This is a genomic window from Staphylococcus arlettae, assembly GCF_025560845.1.
Classification (GTDB): Bacteria; Bacillota; Bacilli; order Staphylococcales; family Staphylococcaceae; genus Staphylococcus; species Staphylococcus arlettae.
On the sequence record NZ_CP094803.1, the window covers coordinates 251,923 to 277,993 of the forward strand.

At 36.4% G+C, this 26,071-nt stretch carries 18 protein-coding genes and 1 pseudogene; 9 read left to right on the top strand and 10 right to left on the bottom strand.

The window, feature by feature from the left end; genetic code table 11:
• Nucleotides 1-56 precede the first annotated feature (56 nt).
• Nucleotides 57-446, top strand: a complete 390-nt coding sequence (gene tagD, locus MUA37_RS01170) for a glycerol-3-phosphate cytidylyltransferase (RefSeq protein WP_002509897.1) — start codon at nucleotides 57-59, stop codon at nucleotides 444-446.
• A 193-nt stretch (nucleotides 447-639) separates the two neighbouring features.
• On the opposite strand, the gene MUA37_RS01175 is transcribed toward tagD, so the two are convergent.
• The 6 genes from MUA37_RS01175 to fadX form a co-directional block, all read right to left on the bottom strand.
• Nucleotides 640-1,848: a macrolide family glycosyltransferase gene (locus MUA37_RS01175; RefSeq protein ID WP_204172173.1), complete on the bottom strand. Its 1,209-nt coding sequence runs from the start codon at nucleotides 1,846-1,848 to the stop codon at nucleotides 640-642.
• Nucleotides 1,849-2,054: 206 nt separating this feature from the next.
• Complete coding sequence (locus tag MUA37_RS01180; RefSeq protein ID WP_232190857.1) at nucleotides 2,055-3,242, bottom strand: thiolase family protein; 1,188 nt, start codon at nucleotides 3,240-3,242, stop codon at nucleotides 2,055-2,057.
• Between the two features lie 34 nt (nucleotides 3,243-3,276).
• Nucleotides 3,277-5,535, bottom strand: a complete 2,259-nt coding sequence (gene fadB / locus MUA37_RS01185) for a 3-hydroxyacyl-CoA dehydrogenase/crotonase FadB (RefSeq protein WP_002509894.1) — start codon at nucleotides 5,533-5,535, stop codon at nucleotides 3,277-3,279.
• 29 nt (nucleotides 5,536-5,564) lie between these two features.
• Nucleotides 5,565-6,770, bottom strand: a complete 1,206-nt coding sequence (gene fadE / locus MUA37_RS01190; protein WP_002509893.1) for an acyl-CoA dehydrogenase FadE — start codon at nucleotides 6,768-6,770, stop codon at nucleotides 5,565-5,567.
• A 79-nt stretch (nucleotides 6,771-6,849) separates the two neighbouring features.
• Nucleotides 6,850-8,364, bottom strand: coding sequence for a long-chain-fatty-acid--CoA ligase FadD (fadD, locus tag MUA37_RS01195; RefSeq protein WP_142019280.1), 1,515 nt, complete (start codon nucleotides 8,362-8,364; stop codon nucleotides 6,850-6,852).
• Between the two features lie 35 nt (nucleotides 8,365-8,399).
• On the bottom strand, nucleotides 8,400-9,953 hold the full coding sequence (gene fadX, locus MUA37_RS01200; RefSeq protein WP_002509891.1) for a fatty acid degradation protein FadX: 1,554 nt from the start codon (nucleotides 9,951-9,953) through the stop codon (nucleotides 8,400-8,402).
• A gap of 466 nt (nucleotides 9,954-10,419) precedes the next feature.
• Between fadX and mqo the strand changes: the two genes are divergently transcribed.
• Entirely contained in the window at nucleotides 10,420-11,907 is a 1,488-nt protein-coding gene (mqo, locus tag MUA37_RS01205; RefSeq protein WP_002509890.1) for a malate dehydrogenase (quinone), read from the top strand.
• 126 nt (nucleotides 11,908-12,033) lie between these two features.
• Entirely contained in the window at nucleotides 12,034-13,632 is a 1,599-nt protein-coding gene (locus tag MUA37_RS01210; RefSeq protein WP_262624753.1) for an LPXTG cell wall anchor domain-containing protein, read from the top strand.
• A 93-nt stretch (nucleotides 13,633-13,725) separates the two neighbouring features.
• On the opposite strand, the gene MUA37_RS01215 is transcribed toward MUA37_RS01210, so the two are convergent.
• The 4 genes and pseudogenes from MUA37_RS01215 to MUA37_RS01230 form a co-directional block, all read right to left on the bottom strand.
• Nucleotides 13,726-14,289, bottom strand: coding sequence for an NADPH-dependent FMN reductase (locus MUA37_RS01215; protein WP_142019282.1), 564 nt, complete (start codon nucleotides 14,287-14,289; stop codon nucleotides 13,726-13,728).
• Between the two features lie 9 nt (nucleotides 14,290-14,298).
• On the bottom strand, nucleotides 14,299-15,360 hold the full coding sequence (locus MUA37_RS01220) for an LLM class flavin-dependent oxidoreductase (RefSeq protein WP_002509576.1): 1,062 nt from the start codon (nucleotides 15,358-15,360) through the stop codon (nucleotides 14,299-14,301).
• A gap of 18 nt (nucleotides 15,361-15,378) precedes the next feature.
• Nucleotides 15,379-16,305: pseudogene (locus tag MUA37_RS01225) on the bottom strand (VOC family protein).
• 99 nt (nucleotides 16,306-16,404) lie between these two features.
• Nucleotides 16,405-17,286, bottom strand: a complete 882-nt coding sequence (locus MUA37_RS01230) for a LysR family transcriptional regulator (RefSeq protein ID WP_262624754.1) — start codon at nucleotides 17,284-17,286, stop codon at nucleotides 16,405-16,407.
• Between the two features lie 112 nt (nucleotides 17,287-17,398).
• On the opposite strand from MUA37_RS01230, the gene MUA37_RS01235 reads away from it, so the two are divergent.
• From MUA37_RS01235 to MUA37_RS01260, 6 genes are all read left to right on the top strand, one after another.
• Entirely contained in the window at nucleotides 17,399-18,412 is a 1,014-nt protein-coding gene (locus tag MUA37_RS01235; protein ID WP_002509579.1) for a YeiH family protein, read from the top strand.
• 61 nt (nucleotides 18,413-18,473) lie between these two features.
• On the top strand, nucleotides 18,474-18,971 hold the full coding sequence (locus MUA37_RS01240) for a GNAT family N-acetyltransferase (RefSeq protein ID WP_002509580.1): 498 nt from the start codon (nucleotides 18,474-18,476) through the stop codon (nucleotides 18,969-18,971).
• A 130-nt stretch (nucleotides 18,972-19,101) separates the two neighbouring features.
• Entirely contained in the window at nucleotides 19,102-20,622 is a 1,521-nt protein-coding gene (exaC, locus tag MUA37_RS01245) for an acetaldehyde dehydrogenase ExaC (protein WP_002509581.1), read from the top strand.
• A gap of 827 nt (nucleotides 20,623-21,449) precedes the next feature.
• On the top strand, nucleotides 21,450-22,967 hold the full coding sequence (locus MUA37_RS01250) for an NADH dehydrogenase subunit 5 (RefSeq protein WP_002509066.1): 1,518 nt from the start codon (nucleotides 21,450-21,452) through the stop codon (nucleotides 22,965-22,967).
• A gap of 13 nt (nucleotides 22,968-22,980) precedes the next feature.
• Nucleotides 22,981-25,584, top strand: coding sequence for a DUF2309 domain-containing protein (locus tag MUA37_RS01255; RefSeq protein WP_142019286.1), 2,604 nt, complete (start codon nucleotides 22,981-22,983; stop codon nucleotides 25,582-25,584).
• Between the two features lie 102 nt (nucleotides 25,585-25,686).
• Nucleotides 25,687-26,058, top strand: coding sequence for a Na-translocating system protein MpsC family protein (locus MUA37_RS01260; RefSeq protein WP_103388248.1), 372 nt, complete (start codon nucleotides 25,687-25,689; stop codon nucleotides 26,056-26,058).
• The last annotated feature ends 13 nt before the right edge of the window (nucleotides 26,059-26,071 follow it).

The following is a 26,071-nucleotide window of genomic DNA, read 5'->3' on the forward strand; positions in this document are numbered from 1 at the left end:
AAACGAACTACATTAGACATAGTTATGGTCTAACAATAGCTGGAGGCAAACAAACGATGAAAAGAGTAATAACTTACGGCACATATGATTTATTACATTATGGCCATATTGAATTATTGAGAAGAGCTAGAGAGCACGGTGATTATTTAATCGTTGCGTTATCTACAGATGAGTTTAATAAAATTAAAAACAAAAAATCATATTATAACTATGAGCAACGTAAGATGATGTTAGAATCAATTCGTTATGTAGATTTAGTAATTCCTGAAGATGGTTGGGGACAAAAAACTAAAGATGTAGATAAATATGATGTTGATTTATTTATTATGGGTCACGACTGGGAAGGTGAATTTGACGAGTTGAAATCACAATGTGAAGTGATTTATGTGAATCGTACAGAAGGTATTTCAACGACTCAAATTAAAACTGAATTATACGGTAACTAAGCTACCGTTAGTTATAAAAAAGAAGCGAGAAATCGCTTCTTTCGGACTGTCGACAAAGTTTCTGACTTTGTCGACAGTTTTTTTATGCACGCTTTCCGCGGGCACTGCCACAGCCTGTAGTCTTCAGCGAGTGCGCTTCTCGCAGGAACCGTTGCCAAAATTATATTTTGTTGCAATATGATACGTCCCAAAGCTAGTGTACATACTGTTTTTTGAAATTAAGTATTGCTTCTACAGCTACTTGATATCCAGGTTTCGTAGTAGATTGTAATTGCTTGATTTTGGCAATATTCGCTTTGTAATAGTCTAAGTTAGTTAACATTTCTGTTACCGTTGTTTTTAGTTCAGTAGTTGTTACAGTGGCGGAATCAAGTTTTTTGCCGATCCCTAATTGTTCAATTTGATGTGAGACGACTGGTTGGTCAGCGCTTTGTGGAAAAGCCAGTAAAGGTACATCCATCATCATAGCTTCGTTCGTACTATTCATCCCAGCATGTGTGATAAATAAGTCTGTATGTTGTAATAACTCAATTTGTGGAACGTATGATTCGACAATAAAGTTGCTAGGTATATCATCAAAATTAGCAAGATTATTTGTAGTGCCAATTGATACTACGACTGTAACATTTAAATCTTTTAAAGCTGCAAAGCATCTATTAAAGAAGCTGATGTTTTCGTTAAACACTGTACCTAGAGAAATATAAATAACAGGGCGTGAAGTATTAATCTTATTCATAAACTCAGTAGGTTGTGGTGTGCGTACTGACGGTCCAGCAAACACAAACTCTTGAGCATTAAACTGCTCAACATCGTGTTGAAATCCTTGCATAATATAAGAAATATTTAAATCACCAGGATTATTCATAATTTCATGACGTGACGGTATTTGAACTTGATATGTTGTTTCAATATCGGTTTTTAAACTTTGGAATATTTGGTTAGAACGTGCAACTTCCGAATCATCAAGTTGATTTTCAATTGAAGTGATAAAATTGTCGAACAATGGCTTCGTTTTAGCAAAAGTGGTAACGGATGAAATAGCAGGAATATTTAATTTTTGAGCAATTAAATAGCCACACCCAAACATAGAATCATAGATTACATAATCAAAATGTTCATGTTTAATATCATTTAAAATGCGTGGTAACATGACATGGGCAGTATTCAACACGCCATTGATGACGTCTAACACATTATTATTACCATATGCTGTAAAGGATTCGACCACTGAATCGATAGGTAACGAACGTATCTCGACTCCAGTATTAGCTAGTTTAGATTCGTATATATCGCTTAAATAATAAACGACTTCTTCTCCTTGGTCTACCAACGACTTACATACTTCAATCGTTGGATTGATGTGACCTTCTGACCCTGGATTGATAAATAAAATTTTTCCCACAAAAAAACCTCCTAAGTTAAACTAATATTTAGTTTAACAAAAATAATTCAAATAAAAAAATATGTATATTTTATTTACTTTTTTAACAGTGCGAATAACAAAAAAGACTACCATCAACCGTAAGTGATTTGATGGTAGTCTTTATATTTAAATAATCTTTATTTGAAGTGTTTTGTGACTAGATTATTTTGAGAATTGAACAGGTATTAATTGCGAATATATTCGAATATACCGGCAGCACCCATACCTACACCGATACACATAGTGACCATGCCGTAACGTGTGTGTGGTTGTTTTTTCATTTCTGATAATAAACGTCCAGTTAGCATTGCTCCTGTAGCACCTAAAGGATGTCCTAAGGCAATTGCGCCACCGTTGACATTGGTTTTATCTATGTTTAAACCAGTTTCGCGAATGGATGCGAGCGTTTGAGATGCAAATGCTTCGTTTAATTCGGTAATGTCAATATCATCAATTGTTAAGCCATTGGCTGACAGTACTTCAGGTATAGCATAAGCCGGTCCAATACCCATTAATTTTGGATCTACACCAACAGCTTTAAAGCCGACAAAACGAGCAATTGGCGTAACACCTAATTCTTTAACTTTGTCACCTGACATAACTACTACAAAGCCTGAGCCGTCAGTTAATGGTGCAGATGTACCTGCCGTCACAGTGCCGTCAGCCTTAAAGACAGTGCGTAACTGTGCCAGTGCTTCGGCATTTGTATCAGGTCTTATCATCTCGTCTGTTTTGAATTGTTTTTTAGTGACTACAGGACCATTGTGGTCATATGACACATCGTTCACTTCGATAGGGATAATTTCATCTTCAAATTTCCCAGCTTGTTGAGCTTCATAAGCACGTTGATGACTTTGGACAGCATAGGCATCTTGATCTGCTCTCGATACTTGATACGTATCAGCTACCATTTCAGCTGTTAATCCCATAGGATACGATACGCCACGATCTTCATCTTGTAGTAATGGGCTGTTGGTAGGTTCATTACCACCCATTGGAACAGCACTCATTAGTTCTATTCCACCCGCTACTAAGATATCACCTTGGCCAGCTTTAATTTGATTGGCTGCTAACGCAATCGTTTGTAGTCCAGATGAACAGTAACGATTGACAGTTTGTCCAGGAACACTGTCAGGCATATCTGCGAGTAAGGCAATAGAACGTGCGATGTTTTGTCCTTGTAAACCTTCAGGGAAAGAGTTACCGACAATGACATCTTCTACCATGTCTGGAGTGAAATTGCCATCAACTCTATCTAATACTCCCTTTAATACTTGAGCAGCTACTTCATCAGGTCTTTCATGAAATAATGCGCCACCTTTAGCTTTACTTGCGGCAGAACGTCCATAAGCAACAATATATGCATCTTGCATTTAACTTCATCCTCTCTCTACTCAATTTCAATGATTAGTTACGTAACGGTTTTCCTGTTTTTAGCATGTGTGATATACGATCATACGTTTTTTCATTATTTAGTAGTTCTAAGAATCCTTGTTTTTCTAGTTTTTGTAAATAGCGTTGATTGACATATGTGTTACGTGGTAAATCGCCACCAGCCAAAATATCGGCTACTTTTAAGGCAATTTCGTAGTCGTAGTCACTGATAAAATGACCGAGACGTTGTGCGTCTAATTGACCTTGTGCTAATGCTTTAAAGTCTTTACCTAAAGCGATGAAGTTTGGTTTTGGTGTTGGTATATAGTTCGTTTGTGCTTCATAAGCTGCGCGTTTCAATGCTACTTCAACACGTTGGTCAGTGTTCAAGATGATCGTATCAGTTGGTTTTAAATAACCATAACGTACAGCTTCATGAGCATTAGTAGCTACTTTGGCTAAACCAACATTCATCAATACTTTTGATACACTTTCTTGTTTGTCGTTAGCTTTATGGTCAGTGCTCAAGATACGTGTTGCTAATTCAGCTAAACCACCACCACTTGGTAACAGTCCTACACCTGTTTCTACTAAACCGATATACGTTTCACTTGATGCAACGACAAATGGGGAGTGCATTACTAACTCACAACCACCACCCAGTACTTTACCTTGTGTAGTAGTGACTACTGGTTTTAATGAATGTTTTAAGCGACTGAAACTATAATGTAATTTATCCACAGCGTCACCAACTAAAGTATCAACTAAGCCATCTTCGTGTGCTTTTTTCATCATGTAGAGGTTAGCACCAACACTAAAGTTATGACCATCTGCATAAATGACCATGCTACTATAGTCATTATTTTCTAAGACATCAATAGCTTCTACTAAATCATCGGCAAAGCCGTCTGAAATGATATTATTTTTACTTTGTAATTTAAGTAGTAATTGGTCTGTGTTAACGACTGCTAATTTGGAATCTTCTTTATCCCATAATTCTTGTTCGATTTGGTCAGTAATAGCTGTGACACGCTCAATAGATTCTTGAGGTTGATAAAACGATCCATTTAATGATTCGATCCAGTCGGGCAATGTGCCTAATTCATCACGCATTCTTGATTTGACACGGTCAAAGCCCATTAAGTCCCATAATTGAAATGGTCCTTTTTTCCAATTGAAGCCCCAAACAAGCGCACGATCAATGTCTTTAAAATCAGGAGCAGCTTTCGGGACATTGATAGCAGCGTAATAAAAATTATTACGTAGCGTTTCCCATAAAAATGTTCCGGCCTCATCTGTTGCATTGAAGATAACATCTAGATTATGAGATAAATCTTTATTGAATTGTGCCAAGATAGGTAAGTTCGGTGTTGATTGGGCAACGTAATCGTTAACTGATGCATCAAAGACTAACCGTTGTTTACCTTCTTTTTTATAGAAGCCTTGTTTTGTTTTGCGACCTAATGCGCCAGCTTCATATAGTTGTTGTGATAATTTTACTTCTTTAAAATATGGTTGTTCTGCAGGGTCTTGACGTAAACCTTGCATTACAGCTACAGCAATATCTAAACCTACTAAGTCAGTTAAACCATATGTCCCAGTTTTTGGTCGTCCGATAGCTTGACCAGTTAGAGCATCAACGTCAGTAATGGATAATCCTTGTTGTTCAGCACGATACATAACGTCATTCATCGTTTGTGTACCGACACGGTTGGCAACAAATCCTGGTACATCGTTAGCAATTACAACGCCTTTACCTAATACATCCTCAGCAAAACGTTGGACTTGTGTAATAATTTCAGAACTCGTTTCTTGATTCGGAATGATTTCAGCTAACTTCATAATCCGTGGTGGATTAAAGAAGTGTAGTCCTAAAAATCGAGAACGCGCTTGCTGATCAAACGCTTTGGCAATACCCTCTATAGGGATACCTGATGTATTAGTAGCAAAAATAGCACTGTCCTTCGCTATTTGTTGTACTTGGTTCCATACTTGGTGTTTGATGTCGATATCTTCTTTGACTGCCTCAATATAAATATCACTATCATCACCTTGGACTAAATCATCTTGAAAGTTACCAATTGATAAATTAGAAGCATATTGCAAATCAAATAACATAGGTTTCTTCTTATCTGTAATGATGTTATAAGCCTTTTGAGCAATTTTATTTGGTTCTTGTTCATCTATCACAATATCTAATAATTTTACTTTTAATCCCGCATTTACAAGTAAGGCAGCAAGTTGGCTACCCATTGTTCCTGCACCTAATACAGTGGCTTTTCTTATAGTCATAACATTACCTCCATGTAATTAAATCATTTTTATAGAAAGGCTGAATCTCCTGTTAGTGCTCTACCAATAACTAATGCGTTGACTTCATGTGTACCTTCATAAGTGTAAATTGCTTCAGCATCTGAGAAGAAGCGGGCAATATCATAATCAGCTAAGATACCATTACCGCCTGTAATCCCACGACCCATTGCTACCGAATCTCTTAGACGTAAAGCGTTCATCATTTTAGCAGTAGAAGTGGCTACTTCATCGTATTCGCCATTTGCTTGCATACGTGCAAGCTGTGCACACATTGACATAGCATGTGCCAAATTACCTTCCATCATAGCGAGTTTTTCTTGGATTAATTGGAATTGACTTAACTTTTTACCGAACTGTTTACGTTGAGTTACATAGTTCAGTGTGGCACGTAATGCACCTGCAATCGCTCCTGTAGCCATATATGCAACGCCAGCACGTGTAGAATATAGAACTTTTGCAATATCTTTAAAGCTATTAATATTTTGTAATCTTTCACTTTCTTCTACAACTACGTTATTTAGTTTGATATTGGCGTTGGGTACAATTTTTAAAGCAATTTTATTTTGAATAATATCAATTTCGACACCTTCTTGATCAGGTCGAATGATAAAACCTTTTGGTTTACCTGTTTCAGGGTCTACAGCATAGACTGGAATAACATCAGCTAAGTGTGCACCACCAATCCATCTTTTTTCGCCGTTTAATATCCATTTATCACCATCACGAACAGCTGTTGTTTCAAGTCCACCTGCAACGTCTGACCCATGATTTGGTTCAGTTAAAGCAAAACAAGTTCGGAGTTCGTGTGATTGTAATTTAGGAATATAATAGGCGACTTGTTCTTTGCTACCACCAAATAAGAATGAATTATGCCCTAATCCTTGATGAACACCAAGTAATGTGACTAAAGACACGTCAAATCGAGCTATAGTATAAGACATGAAAAACTGGAATAGTTGACTCGGTGTTTTAGCGCCTTCTCGTCCTTCGAATAGTAAAGGATTGTTAAAATAATTTAGTTTGCCTAAATCATCAAAGAAGTCTTCGGGTATTGTAGCGTTAACCCAATGGTCGTTAATAGAGTCACGGTATTTGCTTTCTAATAAATCATCTAATTGTTTTAACAACGTTACTTCACCATCAGTTAAATCTTTGGCAATACTTAACACATCTTCAGGATATAATGCTTTTAAAGTTTCATTTTTTGTTGACATAAAATCAACCTCCATCGTTTTTGGTAACGCTTACATTTATTGTTAAAAAAATAATAAGCAGTTTAATTTTGAAACTAGTTTACGCAAGTTCATCTTCTTGTTGTGCTCTGTCATTCATTAATTTTTGTAGTGATAGTTTGTCTGGTTTAGATGTTGCATTTAAAGGCATATGAGTAATTTTAAGATACATTCTAGGGATTTTATAACCAGCTAAGTGTTCGCGTGCATAGCTATCTAATTCTTGTTCATAATTCGCTGTGTCTTCTTTTAAAATTATTGCAGCGGCAACAGACTCTCCAAATTTCGGGCTGTCATAACCGACGACAACACATTGTTCAATGATAGGGTGCTCAGATAGTACGCGTTCGACCTCTGAAGGTAACACATTTTCGCCACCTGTAATAATCATTTCTTTTTTACGATCGACAATATAAATATCACCGTCTTCATCTAAACGAGCTAAATCTCCCGTTAAGAAGAAATCTTTATGAAATGACTTAGCAGTTTCTTCAGGTTTATTCCAATAACCAGGTGTTACATTTTTACTACGAATAGCCAATTCACCAATTTCTCCAGGTGTTACATCTTGATATGTGTCATCTAACACACGAACTTCTGTAAACATCACTGGTTTACCGATACTCATTGGCTTATTGATAGCGTTATCTGGTGTGTTGACAGTAGTTAGTGGCGCTTCAGTTAATCCATATCCATTGATTAAAAAGAGATTCATACTGGCGAATTTCTTTTGAACAGCGGGTAGTGGGGCAGAGCCACCTTGAATTAAATAGCGTGCGTTTTCAAAGTTTGCTGGATTGAAATTGTCAGCTATTAACATGCCATAGTACATAGTTGGAATCAACATCACATAATTAGGTTTGAATTTTGCCATAAGGTCGTTCAATCCTTCGCCATTAAAGTAACGTTGTAACACTATTGTGGAACCATTCATTAACATAGGAATTGTTAAATCATTAAAACCAAATACATGGAACATTGGTAGTGAAACAATAGCGACATCATCAGGCACCGTGTTGTAAGTTAAATTTAAATTAATACCATTGTTGACAAAAGATTCATATGTGAACATGACCCCTTTAGGAGTACCTGTAGTACCACTTGTATACAACAAGGATGCTATGTCATCATGTTCTACTGACACTGCAGTGAATGGGTGATGTACTTCTGGATTTACAATCTCATCATAGGCGGGTGTATCAATATCTAAATAGATTAAGTCCTCTGGTATTTGAGTTAAACTAGATAGGTGTTTTGTTGAATAAAAAATTAACTTAACGCCTGAATCATTAACCACAGTTTCAATTTCTTCTGGACTTAAACGCCAGTTGATAGGGTAATAAATGGCTCCTAGTTTGAATGAAGCAAATAATACATCTAATATTGCGACATCATTGGGTGCGAAGATACCAACTACATCACCTTGCTTAATACCTTGTTCACGTAGGTGATGTGCTAAATTATCAGCGCGAATATTTAGCTGTTGGTATGTCCATTGTGTGCCTTTTGCTGGGTCTATAATTGCGGGTTTCTCTTCATCAAAATCTGATCTTGTTTTTATCCAATCATAATTCATTTTAAATACCCCCTAAGTGTAAATAACTCCCAGTGCTAAAGTGACTTATACAGCATTCCCCAATGTTGACGATAGATGTTTGAATCAATAGTGTGTAGTTTGTCAGCAATCAATGGTTGGAATGATAATTTATCTAAAACGTCGTGTTGCAAATCGACGCCTGGAGCAATTTCAATTAATTCAATACCATCTTCAACTAATTGAAAGACAGCACGTTCTGTCACGTAGTAAACGGTTTGTCCTAAGCTGCGTGCATAATTTGCATTAAAGTCGATATGTTGAACGGTATCAACGAATTTAGAAGGTGTACCTTCTTGTGCGATAGTGATATGGTCGTCTTGAATATTTAGTTGACCCCCAACAACTAATTTACCTGAAAATATAATGGTTTTAACGGTTTGGCTAATATCAATGAAGCCACCACAACCATTCATCTTATCACCAAGAAGTGAAACATTTACATTACCATCAGCATCGACTTCGCCAAAACTTAAAAAGGCTATATCAATACCTCCGTTATAAATGAAATCCCAAGTCATATCATGTCTCATTTTGGCATCTAAATTATAATTCATACCGTATTGCATACCACTGCCTAGTAAACCACCATAAGTACCAGTATCGATATTTAGTTGCACAGCTTCCGTCACTTTTTCTTCTATAAGTAATTGTGACAAATCATTATTAATACCAAAACCAACGCTAACTACGTCGTCCTGAGTTAAAAATTGTGCTGCGCGTCTTAAAATTAATTTTTTATCTGTGAGGTCTAGTTGTGGTTGAGTCATTGAAGCGATACGATAATGGCCAGCTAAAGCAGGGTCATAATACTTTTGCATAACTTGTTTATGATATTTAGGGTCTTTGTTGACAACAACGTAATCTACTAATTCACTTGGAATAAACACTTCATTTGGATTAAAACTACCGTTTGCGACGATAGCCTTTACTTGTACAATGACAGTACCGTTGTTATTGTGTGCAGCTGCTGCCACACTGAAACCTTCTCCTAAATGTGTTTCGTGGTGCATATAAATATTGCCTTTTTCATCTGCATACGTTCCTCGTAGTAGGGCTACATCAATATTTGGAAATTTATAGTGTAAATATTGCTCTTTGTTAATTTCTATCAAGTCTACCAAATCTTCAGTAGTACGGTCATTTGCTTTACCACCTTGATAACGTGGATCGGCAGTAGTGTTTAAGCCAATCTTCGTAATCATACCGGGTGAAGCAGATGTTGCACTACGATAGTGCGTAGTCATTACACCTTGAGGTATAAAATACGCTTCAAGCGCATCGTGCTTAATAGCATTAACAGTTGCAGGTGATGCAGTGATAATACTCATGATGAGTCTTTTAATCATTCCTCGCTCTACCAAAGCGTCTAAATCTATCCCATCCGCATAATTACTAATATCATTAGCTAACATAAATGTAAGACCAGTTAATTTTCCCGTATCATCATGTTGTTTCGTCATGTGTTTTAATAATTCCGCTGGTAGATTGGCAACCGACAAGGCAGCGAGTGCGATGACATCATCATTTTTAATTATTGTGTGTAATTCATTTAATGGTATTACTTTCATACAACAGCATCACTTGTATTCATTAGAAGACATACCCCCTTCAAATGTAAGCCCTTACATGAAATATAACATAATGTTATGTAGTGTAAAAGTTAAATAACGTTAGAATTGAGTTAAAATTTCTAAATGTTAGAAATTGTATTGAAAATTAGCGTTAAAATGAGATATAATAAAAATACATCAAGTCATCAGATGTGTGTAAAAGTAATTAACTGTAGATAGTAGTTTAGTTAAAAATTGATGTTTAAACATATGCTATTAAGTTGTTTAAGCACATAAGTTAAATAACTACGAAATTTACTTTTTCACAATCCTAGTTTAAAATCACAATTGACATCGCTTACAAATAATATTTGTACAAAATGCTCTTTTGTCAGTGTGGACTATAGGGTAGATAATTCTAATGATAGTGAGCAAGACTGATGCACACACTATAAATTAACTAATATGGGAAAGGTGGTTCCTAATGGATAATACTGAAAATAAAAGTGTCATATTAATTGGCGCAGGAGTATTAAGCACAACATTTGGTTCATTTTTGAAAGATGTCGAACCAAATTGGAACATAAAGCTATTTGAACGTTTAGATCAACCCGCAATTGAGAGTTCAAATGAGACGAACAATGCAGGAACAGGACACGCGGCATTATGCGAATTGAATTATACAGTGGAACAAAAAGATGGCTCAATCGATGTTGAAAAAGCGAAAGAAATTAATGAACAGTTTGAAGTTTCAAAGCAATTTTGGTCATACTTAATTAAAAGTAACGCTATCCAAAATCCGAAAGATTTCATTCGTCCATTACCACATATAAGTTTCGTATTAGGAACTAAAAATGTAAACTTCTTAAAACGTCGTTATGAAAAATTAGCTAAATTGCCAATGTTCGAAGATATCGAATACTCTGAGGATAAAGAAGTATTAAAACAATGGATCCCATTAATGATGGAAGGTCGTTCAAGCAATACACCATTTGCAGCTAGTAAAATTAATGAAGGTACAGATGTGAATTTTGGTGAGTTAACACGTAAAATGGCTAAGAATATAGAAGGACATGACAACGCTGATGTATATTATCGTCATGAAGTCGTTGATTTTAAACAACGTGATGATAAAAAATGGGAAGTGAAAGTACGTAACTTACAAAATAATCAGGTCGATGTTCATGTTGCAGACTATATCTTTATCGGTGCTGGTGGTAATGCCATACCAATGTTACAAAAAACAAATATTCCTGAAAGTAAGCATTTAGGAGGATTCCCAATCAGTGGTGCATTCCTAGTATGTAGTAATCCAAACATTGTTAATGAACATGACGCCAAAGTTTATGGGAAAGAGCCACCTGGCACTCCACCTATGACTGTACCACATCTAGATAGACGTTATATTGATGGTAAGAAAAGTTTATTATTCGGACCATTTGCAGCTATTGGACCTAAGTTCTTAAAAAATGGTTCTAATTTAGATTTATTTAAATCAATCAACCCTAGCAACGTGGTAACGATGTTATCTGCAGCAACGAAAAACTTCCCATTAGTAAAATATTCTGTACAACAAGTCTTAATGGGTAAAGAAGACCGTATGAAAGAATTGCGTCGCTTTATTCCAGATGCTAAAGACGAAGATTGGGATTTACACATTGCAGGTAAACGTGTTCAAGTGATTAAAGATACAAAAGAACACGGTCGTGGCTTTATCCAATTCGGAACAGAGGTAGTGAATTCAGAAGATCATACAGTTATCGCTTTACTAGGCGAATCACCAGGAGCATCTACTTCAGTATCAGTGGCTTTAGAAGTCATTGAAAAGAACTTCCCACAATTTAAACAAGCATGGGAGCCAAAACTTAAAGAAATGATTCCATCTTATGGTCAATCATTAATTGAAGATACAAAACTATTACACGAAACACGTAAAGCAACTGCACAAGCATTAGAATTAAATGAAAAATAAATTAATAAGACCCGCCAAGTTGGTACTTGGTGGGTCTTATTGTATAAAATAAATATTAAATTGACTACTTCTGAATTTCGATATACTATAAAAAAGTAAGTAAGAAATACAATTTTGGAGGACATCATGATACAACAACAAAGAAAATTATTACCTAAAATAAGTGTGACGCTGCTGGGCATCGTTACATCTAGTCTTATTTCCACTTCAACTTATGCCCCAGCGCATAGTCAAGAGACCACTTATCCAGAAGCAGTGACACGAGCAATAGATATACAGACACAAGCAGAAGGACCAAAAGTACAGTCTGTGAGTATAGATAAGCGTAGTTATGCTCCTGGAGAAAAAGTGAAAGTACGTGTACAAATCAAATCGGTACATGCATTAACAGATGTAACAGTGGCTTTTAATAATACAACGCGCGTAGGTGTGACTTCATTAGCTGAAAGTGCCACGCATATTACTCAACAAGCTAATGATATATGGACTGCTGAAATTGAAATAGCAATTCCAGATAAAATAGGGGATACTTCATTTGAATTTTCAGCACTCGTTGTGGATGATTCTGAAGGTAACGGTGACACTATAGCACCACAATTAAATCCAACAAATATAGATGTTTCTGGTTTAGCATTTAAAGTCCAAAATGTAGTAGACACTGCTACTCAATCTACACTAGACAAAGAAGCTCCTAATATTTTGGCGATTACTACAGATAAGGCTGTGTATCAACCTGGTGATACGATTCAAGCGTCTGTGACGATTAAAGATGTCAGTAAGTTGACGGAAGTATCGTTAGGCTTTGTCAATGATCCGGATATTGGAGCAGCAGGTATAAGTAAATTCGCTGATGTGACTAAAGTGACTCAGCAACCAGACGGTCATTGGATTGTGCCAATAGCACTTACAATTCCGCTTGATAGCACAGCCGCAGCTTATAAATTCTCTCATGTTAGCGCCATTGATGAATATGGTAATTCTATTGGAATTATTGATGATAAAAATGAAAAATCGCAATTTCGTGATATTCGTTTTGTGATAAAGACTTCAGAAGCTGTACAGACAGACGAAAGTTTGCACAATTCACAACCTACTCAATCAAGTAAAGTACAGCAATCAGCAGTTGAACAAGGAAAGCATGTATCAAAAACACCACAACTAGTTACAGAATCAATGACCAAAGAAGGAACATCCGCAAAAACGAAACAACTTAAAATGAACAACCAACAATCAGTTGAATCTGACAAAGAAGCATCTAAAGTACCTCAACAATCAACAGAACGGATGGACGCCAATGGAAAACCTCAAGAAGTTCATCAATCAACAAATGTGCAAAAACATAAAGTACATAGCTCGATAATGGAGAAGTCGATGCCAATAGAACAAGGCCAACAAGCAATTGATACGAGGCATACACAATCACAGCAGATCGACAAAGAAAGCGACCAAAGACCAGTTGTATCCCAACCTGCAACAGTAGTGCCAGAATCAAGTATGAGACCGTCATTACCCATGTCACCAATTAAGTCAACTTTGGATGACGGTAAGCATCAATCGATGTTTGGCAAAAGTAATAACAATGGGTACCAGAATATAGATAAGCAAACCGCGTTACCACAAACAGGACAACATACCAATGTCACTCAGTATATAGTAGGTGGTTTGCTATTGTTAGTTAGTATTTTGCTTATTGTTAAGGTGAATCGACGCTTGAAGCAATATTAAAATAATACAACCAAAAGAGGCTGGACATTATTGTTGCGTCCGGCCTCTTTGTCATATTGTCAGTAGGTTTCAGCCTACTTTTTATCTACAGTATTAAAAGTCATATTGTGATTCTTCATCTTGCAAAATTTGCTGATACGTTTTAGCCATGCGTAACGTAGATTGTGCTAAAGCATTTAAGCGGAAAACAATGTCATCATTGACAATGGTTTGCTGCTGGAAATCACGTTCTTCAATAAAAACATAAGTTTGCATCGTATGTGCTTTCATATAATCGAGTATTGGTTTTAATTGTAATTCAGGGATAAGGTAGTGCTTTGATGAACCAGCAGTGGCTAACAGACCTACTACTTTATCTTTAAAAGCATTAACAGGTAATAAATCAAAAATATTTTTCAATGCTCCAGGAATCGAAGCTTGGAAAATAGGGAAGCCTATAAAAATAATATCTGCTTGCATTAAAGCAGTTGTGACTGCTAATGTGTCGTCTTTATAGTCTAAATAATTTCTACCATCACTAAACTCGATGGATTTATCACGTAAATCAATAAGCTCAATATTATCATCTGTTAGCATTGTTAATTGTTGCTGTAAATAATTCATGGCAGTACGTGTTTTTGATCCTACACTAGAGCCAGAAAGTAAAACTATATTCACCTTTATCACCTACTTGTTTAAATGTTTTTTGACGCCTGGAATAATTTCGTTACCAATTAATTCAATATTTTGCATGATTTTATCAAATGGGACGCCACCAAAATCAATTTGTGCCATAAAACGTTGATGATTATATAGTTCGTGTTGATAGAGGATCTTTTCGATAATTTCTTGTGGGCTACCTACCATTAACGCATCTCGATAATCAGGCGCATTGGCAAACTGTGCCTTAGGATATCCGGCTCCTCTAATAAATGCCATACCTGTATTTAGATGTGGATAATATTCTTTCAAAGCATCTTGTGTTGTCGGTGCCGTATAAAATAAGCTAGCAGTAGAAACTGGTAAACATGATGCATCGGTATCAAAACCATTAGCTTGTGCAGCATTTCGATATTCGTCTATAGAATCTTTGAAGGTCATTGCTGGACCTCCAAGTGTCGTAATCATCATAGGAATACCTTGGCGACCTGCTTTAATTGCACTAGCTGGTTGACCACCGACTGCTCGCCAAATAGGTATAGTATTGTCTATTGGACGTGGATATATACGCGCATTGTTTAAGTCAGGTCGATATTGTCCTGACCAAGTAATTCGGTCGTGTTTATTAAGTTCTAATAAGAGATTTAATTTTTCTTCGTATAAAGCGTCATAGTCATTTAAATCATACCCAAATAATTCAAAAATACCTGTTCGTGAAGCACGACCAGCAACTATTTCTGCACGGCCATGCGAAATTAAATCTAATGTAGCAAAATCTTCAAATACACGTACAGGATCTGTCGCACTAATAATTGTTGAGGAACTAGAAATTTTAATATTGTCAGTAGCTTGGGCAATAGCTCCTAATACTACAGAATGTGCTTGAGTAGTGAAATGTTCTTGGTGACTTTCGCCTACTGCAAAGACATCAATGCCTGCTTGATCAGCAAGTTTACTTGCTTCTATAAGTTCGTTAATGCGTTGCTCGTAACTGACTTTCTCTCCGTTATGTGGGTTGAGCAAATGATCACCTAATGAGTATAAACCGAATTCTAATGGTGAATGTTGGTTCATTTTTAATTCTGCCACAGTGTTAGTCTCCTTTATTTATAGTTTGTGTAATGAAGCTTCTATATCTGCACGTTGCGCTTCTAAAAAATCTGGTAAGTTAAGTTCTTTACCCAAGTTTTCAACACTAGTATCTACAGTGAAACCAGGTTCAGCAGTTGCAAATTCATATAAAATTTTATTTTGACGGTAATATAACGATTTAAAGAAATAGCGATCAACGATGCCTGAATTATTGCCAGGTAGCTGGTTGATACTATTGTGCATAGCTGTTAAATCGTCATCTGTCGGTGTGTTTCAAGCCAAGTGATGCACATATCCTTGCCCTGGTCTTGCAGAAGCACCTTGTTGTGAAACGACTACGATATCTGTATAGTAGCCCGAATCATCAAGTGTGTAGACAAGTTCTGTAGTATCATCTCGTCGATAGTATCCTAATGTTTGAGTTAAAAATTCCATAGTCGGCTGCGTTTTTTTAACGCGTAATTCTACTGGTCCCATGCCTAATATTTGATATTTTTTCGGGATATCGCTATAAGGGTTGTGACGCCAAAACGTTGGTAAGGCATGCTGGTTGTTAACCATTAAAACAAGCTCTAAGCCATCTACATCATGAAACACTAGTGCATCTTGATTCAAATAAGTAAGAGGTTGAGTAGTAACACCGCGCGCTTCCAAACGATTTTGAAAATAAGTAAGGGCTGTACTGTCTGGTACGAGTAAAGTTATGCGATGAATAGAATTAGTACCCGGACGATTTTTACCCAGATTAGGTATTTCAAAAAAACTTAATAAAGTTCCAGCTGAACCTACTTCGTCTCCGAAAAATAAATGATACATTTTAGGGTTATCTTGATTGACAGATTTTTCTACCAATCTTAAACCTAGTACGTTAGTGTAAAAGTCTTTGTTTGCTTTGGCATTTTTGGTATACATTGAAATGTGGTGATGTCCAGTAACAGTCATAAAATTCCTCCTACAGTCAATTTAGTATAAATTTTATATCAAGTATATTATTTTTACCAATAATATGTTTTATCTTAGTTAGAATGGACTTACGTACGCTTAATCTAACTGATGGTGACACAGGATATCTATAAATACCTCTAATGATTTCGTTTGAAACGGTGAATGGGTTAAGTATGCAAAGGTCCGTTTGTAAGGAAGGAAATTCATATCAACAGCAACAAGCTCCCCTCTAGCTAATTCTTTTTTGACTGCCCATTTTGATAAAAAGCTAATACCTAACCCAGATTCCACCGATGCTTTAATAGGTTGTGTACTGCTGAAGTGTATGAGATTATTAGGGCTAATAGCAAATAATTTGAAGACGTTATTCAATGCTTCTCTAGTACCAGATCCTTCCTCTCTTACAATCCAAGTTTGTGTTTCTAGTAAATGATGCGTGATGTGTGATTTTTGCAACAAAGGATGCGTTGGTGTAGCGACGATAATCATTTCATCTTCGGCAAATTTATGTGGTATTAACGTGCGATTTTTAAAATGACCTTCGACAATTCCGATATCTAATTGATGATTTTCTACTAGTGCAGCTATTTCTTCAGTGTTGCCAATTGTGACGATAGGTTGGACTTCTGGACAGTGTTCTTTAGTTTTGGCAATGATATGGGGCAATATATATTCCCCGAAAGTATAACTTGCTCCAATTTTTAATGGTCCATTAGCAGTGTGATTTAAATCATCAACTAAATAATGCATGCGTTCATACATACCCATAATTTCCTTACTGTAATGATAAACAATTTCGCCAGCTTTATTGAGATGGACACGTTTATTATTTCGATCTAATAATTTGGTGTTCATGCGCTCTTCTAATGTACGTATGTATTGGCTGACTGCAGGCTGTGTCATGTGATGTAATTTTGCTGCCTTTGAGAAACTTTGTTGCTCTGCAACACTGATAAAGACATTTAAATAGCGATCCATATTGTATACCTCCAATTATTCATATCAAATTACTTATAGTAATTATTATAATAATTAATTTTACTTATAAAAGCGAGCGCTATATGCTAAACGAAAAGGAGATGGAATACTTATGTTTGGACTTCAACTTAAACAATACAAAGTGCTGAGTTGGTTGTTAGGTGTAGTGTTTACGTTCGCTATTGCAGGTATAGGCTACGTATTAGCTTTACTGCCGGGGTTTGATCGTGTTGGTCAAATGGCTTGTGCCATTATTATAGCAGTGGTATTTCGACAATTATTTGGCTATCCTCGAGCGATTCAACGAGGCATTAAGTTTTCGTCATTTGTATTATTACGTGTGGCAATTGTATTGTACGGACTAAAATTAAATATTACGATTATTTTTAATGAAGGACTAGGTTTATTATTACGAGATGCTTGTATTGTGGCACTAGCAATAATAGTTATGCTTAGCTTAGCTAAATTGTTCAAAGCAGATAAAATGATTTCGTTGTTAGTTGGTGTGGGTACTGGTATTTGTGGTGCAGCGGCGATTGCAGCGATTGCACCTATTGTGAAAGCGAAAGAAGAGGATACAGCGATTGGTGTAGGTATGATCGCACTAGTCGGTACTGTGTTTGCAATCGGTTATACGATGTTAGCGCCGGTATTATCATTAACACCTGTACAATATGGTACGTGGAGTGGGATGAGTTTACATGAATTAGCACATGTAGCTGTAGCTGCTGCACCGGCAGGTAATGAAGCGATGGCCTTAGGATTACTTACTAAATTGGGACGAGTGTTTCTATTAGTACCCGTAGCATTTATTTTTATGTATTTAATGAAACGCAAACAGAGTTCAACTGAAAATGATACTACTAAAATACCATTCCCTTGGTTTTTAATAGGTTTTATTATTATGAGTATTATAGGTAGTTATGTACTAGGTCCGATGATTCCAGTAGCATCAAATGTAATGAACAGTGTGTCTACACTGACAACATGGTTATTAACGGCAGCGATGGTAGGATTAGGATTGAATGTTAATTTGGCAGATTTAAGACAGCGTGCCTTTAAACCGCTAATGGCTATGCTGATTACCTCAATCATTGTTAGTGGTATAGCATATTTATTAGTTTGAATTTTGACAGCTATCTAATATTTGCCTACACTCTATTTAAATACGAGCATAATAGTGAGGGATGGCAGTGTTACAATTTAGACAAGTACAGCAAACAGATTTAGAGCAAATCATTCCATTAGAACAAGCGGGGTTTACCCCAGAAGAAGCAGCGACTGAACAGGCATTACGCGAACGTGCTTTTTTGATTACAGATAGCTTTATAGTTGCTGTGGATGATACAACGAATACTATTGCAGGTTATATAAATGGTCCCGTTATCGACCAAAAATATATAACGGATGATTTATTTGATAGTATTAAACCTAATTCAGAAACAGGTGGGTATCTCAGCATATTAGGCATAGTTGTAGCACAAGAATATCAACATCAAGGTTTAGCTGGTATGTTGTTGCAACATTTTGAGCAGTTAGCCAGGTCAACACAACGTCAAGGTGTGACCTTGACATGTAAAAAAGAGTTGGTTACCTTGTATGAACAATATGGTTATACCAATGCTGGATCTTCCGCATCAACACACGGCAATGTAGCATGGTTTAACATGATTAAACTATTTTAAAGTTTAGGTAAACTTTGTATGATGTTAGAATATAGTCTGTTTTAGCAATTCATACAGTTTTTGGGATTATAATTTAAGCGCTTACAAGTAAGTAGTTGCGGGTAAGGAACTACTAAAAGGAGGTAATTAAATGATTTATACTAATCCAACTGAACCAAATGCACAATACAAGGTAAAAACGCAATACGAAAATTTTATTAACGGCCAATGGCAAGCACCGCAACAAGGAAATTATTTTGATAATCTCTCTCCCATAACAGGTGAAGTTTATTCACAAGTACCACAATCCACTAAAGAAGATGTAGATTTAGCGGTTCAAGCTGCACAACAAGCGCAAGTTGAGTGGGGCAAAAAATCTCCCGCTGAACGCTCTCAATTGTTATTAGATATAGCTGATCGTGTCGAACAAAATTTAGAATACTTAGCAGTGATTGAAACCTTCGATAATGGAAAACCTGTACGTGAAACATTAACGGCAGATTTACCATTAGTGGTAGATCATTTTAGATATTTTGCTGGAGTGATACGTGCCGAAGAAGGTGGCATTTCACAAATTGATAATGATACAGTCGCATATCATTACAAAGAGCCACTTGGTGTTGTAGGTCAAATTATTCCATGGAACTTCCCTATACTTATGGCCACTTGGAAAATTGCGCCAGCTTTAGTTACAGGTAATGCTGTTGTATTAAAACCGGCAGAACAAACACCTGTATCTGTATTACATTTTGTTGAATTAATTGAAGATTTATTGCCTGCCGGATTATTAAATATCGTTAATGGTTTTGGTGCTGAAGCGGGTGAGGCATTAGCCACACATACAGGTATTAATAAAGTTGCCTTTACAGGTGAAACAACAACAGGAAAAATCATTATGAAAAACGCTAGTGATAATATTATTCCTGTGACTTTGGAGTTAGGTGGTAAATCACCTAACGTCTTCTTTAAAGATATTATGGATGAAGATGATGACTTTTTAGATAAAGCTGTAGAAGGGTTAGTCATGTTTGCACTTAACCAAGGGGAAGTATGTACATGTCCTTCACGTGCCTTAGTGCATGAAGATATTTACGAAGATTTTATTAAATTATGTATTGATAAAGTGAACAAAATTAAATTAGGTAATCCACTTGATGATACAACAATGGTAGGTGCACAAACTTCTAATGAACAGCAAGAAAAAATTCAAAAATATTTAGATATTGGAAAAAATGAAGGTGCAGAAGTGCTAGTCGGAGGTAACGTCCGTACGGAAGATGATAATTTAGCACATGGCTTTTATATTGAGCCTACGATCTTCAAAGGAACTCAAGACATGCGTATTTTCCAAGAAGAAATCTTTGGTCCTGTACTGTCTGTAGCAACATTTAAAGATAATGAAGAAGCCTTAGAAATGGCTAACGATACAATGTATGGTCTTGGCGCGGGTATATGGACGCGTAGTCAAAATACTGCTTATCGTATTGGTAGAGGTATACAAGCAGGACGTGTATGGGTCAATAATTACCACACATATCCAGCACACGCTGCATTTGGTGGTTACAAACAATCCGGTATTGGTAGAGAGAACCACTTAATGATGTTAGACCACTACCAACAAACTAAAAACCTTTTAGTTAGCTATGATACAAAACCTACTGGGTTGTTTTAAGGTGAGTTGTATGTAACTTGCCGAGTGTAATATGAAATGAAGAGCAGAACGTAGACAGACCCTTCGCAAATTAAGACAAAGGGTTTGTCTGTTTTATTTATATAATTTTTTCAAGATTCATGGCAGTGCCGGCAGAAAGCGTGCACAAAAACTGCCAACAAAGTCTCTTTTCATATGGGCAGTAGCTGACTGCATTGAAAATGCGCTTCAAACCAAGCTTTTTTCAAAGCTAGTCATCCTTGCCGGGGTGGGACGGCGAAATCATTTTTTTAAATCAGATTTCTGTCCCACTCCATATTTTATTCTAAACCTCTTTTCATATGGGGGCAGTAGCTGACTGCATTGAAAATGCGCTTCAAACCAAGCTTTTTTCAAAGCTAGTCATCCTTGCCGGGGTGGGACGACGAAATCATTTTTTTAAATCAGATTTCTGTCCCACTCCCATTTTTAATGGTTGTAATATTGGTGTAGCAATAGCTTAGAACTTGACAGATAGCTGAAAAAGTTATAAATTGTTACTATTCTGAATTAATATACCGTTACTTATTGAAAGGTGAATTCCCACTTTAGCAGACGATTAATATAATAATATTGGTTGAATGAAAAAGTATCTTAGGTGCAGTTGCTTTCTATAGTTAACGGTATAACGAAAAATTATTGATAACATAGCGACAGCAGCGCAAAATATTCCTTTACGGGAGTAGGTTGTAATGAAGTCAACATTTGTAATGAAACACACTTAGTGTATCTTTCAAATTGTTGGCTTTTTTATTTTGTAAAATATAGTTTTGAGCATTTACTATTTTAACTGGAAAGGGGCCTAGTATATGGATGCTACATCAGGACTTTTAACATTCATGATTGTGTTTGTCAGCACGTTAATCATTGCTGGGATAAGTGGTGTTATTTTTATTAATAAACGTGTACCACTGTCTTATATAAAAATACATATAGGGATAAGTGCATTACCACCTTTAATCGCATTAATTGCCTTAATTAACATAGATAATAGTGAGAAATTAGGACCTTTTCATTTTGATATTCTCGCATGGTTAATGGCATTCTTTGTGTTAGTCATTGGATTAATTATCCAACGCTTTTCGATGCAGTATTTAAAAGGCGATTTTAATTATCGTAAATATTTTGTGTTATTTCAATTAGTGACAAGTTTTGCAGCGATTGCATGGTTAAGTGATGATTTACGCTTAATGACGGCATTTTGGGGTCTGACTTTAATTTGTTTATCATTGCTGATGCGCCTGAATCGAAAATGGAAAGTAACTAAAGCGGCAGCAAAAGTTACAAGTCGTTATTTTTTACTAAGTTGGATAGCTTTAGCATGTTCAGTCTTATGGTTATTTGTTATTACAGGAGAATGGACGTTTTCGGCAGCTTTAACAGAAGCGCATCTTAGTATGGTTACTGGATGGCAATACTTTGGTTTATCATTGCTGCTTATTATTGCTGTGATTGTTCCGGCAGCTCAATGGCCATTCCAACGATGGTTGATAGAATCTGTTGCTGCACCTACGCCAGTATCTGCAATTATGCATGCCGGTATTGTGAATGCAGGTGGTATTATGTTGACACGTTTTTCACCGTTGTTTCATAGTGATTTTGCATCATTGATTTTAATCATTATTGCATGTATTTCTGTATTAATAGGTTCTGGCATTAGCTTGGTTCATGTAGATTATAAACGACAACTGGTTGGGTCTACTATGGGGCAAATGGGCTTTATGTTAATACAGTGTGCATTAGGCGCCTATGTTGCTGCAATCATTCATCTTATTTTACATGGTTTATTCAAAGCAACGTTGTTTTTAAGATCGGGCTCTGCACTCCAACACTTTGAAGTCCCAGTTAGAGCTAATGAAAGAATGTCGTACTTTTGGATTATTAGTGGGCGTATTTTAGCAGCTGTATTAGCTATAATCTTCTGGTTAGCAGAACCGAGCGAGGGATACCGAATAATCAGTGCACTTATTCTAGCATGGTCATTGTCAATGGCATGGACTCAATTAGTAGCATTTGGTGAAGGCAAAATGGGGCGGATTATTGGTCTCATCGCACTCGTTATAGTGGGCGTGGTTTATTTTGTTATCCATCATTATTTCAATGCGTGGTTACAAAATATTGCTATTAGCAATAGTCACCCATCACTATTTATTATAATATTGGTAGCTGTTATTTTAGTGCTCGGTAGCATTATAAGTACGTGGGTTGCGAAACATCAATCATCAAAAGTTTTCGCTATTATATATTTATGGTTAGTGCGTTTAGGCGATGCGAAAACAAAAGCAATAGAACGGCACCCTAACTATCTCAAGAAATTTTTATCTTAAAGGAGGAATGACCATGGTTACAGCGCAGTCTACAGCACACAAACAATTGCACAATGATAGTATAGAAGCGGTTATTACACGTGCGACAAAAGTAATTGTTCCATTATCACCAATTTCTATATTTGCAGCACGACATCCTTGGGTCAACCTTGAAGATAAACAATTCGAAACTATCGGCAGATGGTTAGATAATTCAAGAGATGTAGATATATTTCCAGGCAAAAAAATTATTAAAGATGCTTATCAAAAAGGTGAAATTGAGGATAGCTATTTAGTTGAGCGTTTGGAACAATGGATAGAACAACAACAGTTAAATGTACCTTTTGAAGTTGCAAAACAATATGGGAGCAATGCCCTGAAATTAGATGATCAACCGTTAACAATAGAATCTGAAAGTTATGACTTAGCGGCGACAACTGAACTACCTGATGATGATGTCTTTCAACGCTGGTTACAACGCTCTATGCCACCCAGAAGTAAGTTTATTAAACATAAGCCGAAAGAATCATATCTACAGTTGCTTGATTACCATGTCATTAAATGGTGTAAGTTGTACTTGGATGAAAACCAATCAAGTTGGACAATGCCAGGACGTGAAGAAGGATTCTTTTATGCTTGGCAACGATTAGTAACACATGATCCAGCATTATCAAAAGTACAACGACAAGCATTAAAACAAGTACCTTCTGAACCACTGGAAGTTATAGCACAAATGTTAGAACATTTAGCAATTCCACATGATGAAATTCAAGGTTACTTAGAAAATCATTTATTAGCACTACCGGGTTGGGCAGGTATGTTATTATGGCAAAATGAAAAAGTGGGTCATAAAGTACCATTGATAACGGAATACTTAGCGATTCGTCTAGCATTGGAGTGGGTATTTATTCAACCATTTGCCCCTTTTAATGCATCAAACCCTGTGGCACGTCCATCTGTAGTGACGTTGATAAATAATTGGATACATTGGGGAGGGTTAACAACAAGCCATTGGAACCAATTGTCGATGCCTAAACAGCATGACTACTTGAAATTAGCGCAACGATTGGATGACAAAACGTGTAGAACATTGTGGTTAGAAGCGTGGGAAGATAGTTATGCCCAGCAATTGCGCCATCAACTCACGAACGTTTCAAAAGCAGAAAAAAAGAATGACAGTACGCAAGCACAACTAGCCTTTTGTATAGATGTACGATCAGAACAATTTAGACGCCAGCTAGAAGCAGCAGGACCTTTTGAGACAATTGGTATAGCAGGGTTTTTCGGCATACCTATAGAAAGTTGTCAATTGGGTAGTCATCACAGTCATGCATCTTTACCAGTTATGAATGAGCCACTACATAAAGTAAAAGAAGTGGCGCGTCCGCAAGATTTACAGATGCATTTACAACGCAAATATTCAGTGAGTTCATTAATTTATACGTTTAAGAAAATGAAACAAAATGTGCTGCCAAGTTTATTATTACCTGAATTAAGTGGCTCATGGCTCAGTGTCCAAATGTTTTCGCGTAGTTTTGTACCTAGACCTGTTGGAAACTTAATCCAAAAATTTTATAAAAACTGGTTCAATAAACCAAAGAGCTCGCTGACTTTAACGCATGAAATGTATGGAGAAGAAGACGGTTTACCAGTAGGCTTCACAAAAGAAGAAAAAGTGACATATGTAAAACAAGGATTGGAGTTAATGGGATTAACACATGATTTTTCACCATTAGTTGTTTTATGTGGTCACGGTAGTCAAAGTGCGAATAATCCATATGCTTCTTCTTTAGATTGTGGGGCATGTGGTGGTGCTGCCAGTGGATTTAATGCAAAGGTGTTAGCTATGTTGTGTAATTTAGAAGAAGTCCGTGAAGCATTGATAAATGTAGGAATCACAATTCCACAAGAAACAGTATTTGTAGCAGCGCAACATAATACTGCTCTTGATGAGTTGGATTGGATTTATGTGCCTAACTTATCTACAGCTGCACAAACTGCACTAACACAAATTAAAGCAGCAATGCCACAAGTAAGTCTTAATGCTAATGCAGAGCGCATGTTAACTTTACCTCGATTGTCACAATCAGTTAAAAATGCAAAACATGAAGCGCAACGTTTAGCACATGACTGGAGCGAAATTAGACCAGAGTGGGGATTAGCAAGAAATGCGTCATTTATTATCGGCCAAAGAACATTAACACAACAGACGAATTTAGAAGGTAGAGCTTTCTTACAAAATTATGATTGGCGCCAAGATCCAACAGGTTCTATTCTAGCAAATATTATCGCGGGGCCTGCTACTGTGGCTCAATGGATTAACTTACAATATTACGCTTCTACCGTAGCACCACATTATTACGGTAGTGGTAGTAAGACTACCCATACAGTGACTGGTGGACTGGGTGTTATGCAAGGAAATGCGAGTGATTTATTGACTGGTTTACCATGGCAATCAGTTATGAAATCTGATTATGAAGCATATCATGCACCTCTAAGATTGCTAATTGTAATTCAAGCGCCTGATGATCATATTGATCGCTTGTTACAAGAAAGTCCAAACTTTAAACAAAAGGTAGACAATAATTGGTTACATTTAGCGAATATTACTCCGGATGGACAATGGCATATCTGGTAATGAAAAGTGACAGTGTTATTATTTTTGATATAATATAGCAAGATACCATTATCATAGGAATGAACAAATGCTAGCTAGAAGTAATAGGAGGTATATCGTTTAATGACTGTAACGAAAGGCTCTTGTGAATCTGAAATTAGTAAAGCAGTGACACAATGGGAAAAAGAATATCTCGGTAGAGGCTCATTATCTGTAAAAACAGATATTTTAAGAAATATGATTATTATTGATTTGCAAGGTATTTTGACGCCAGCAGAATATACTGTGTGTGAAACACAAGAAGGCTTGCTATCAATTAAACGAACGCGATCTAAATTGCTTGAATCTGGTGCAGAACACTTAAAAGAAATAATATTAAATATTACTGGAGCACATGTCGTAAGTTTACATACAGACTTGAGCTCTCGCACAGGAGAAAGAATCATAGTATTTAAATTAGAAACTGATTTAGAAGCACAATTTGATCCAAGTTAATTATAAAAATAAA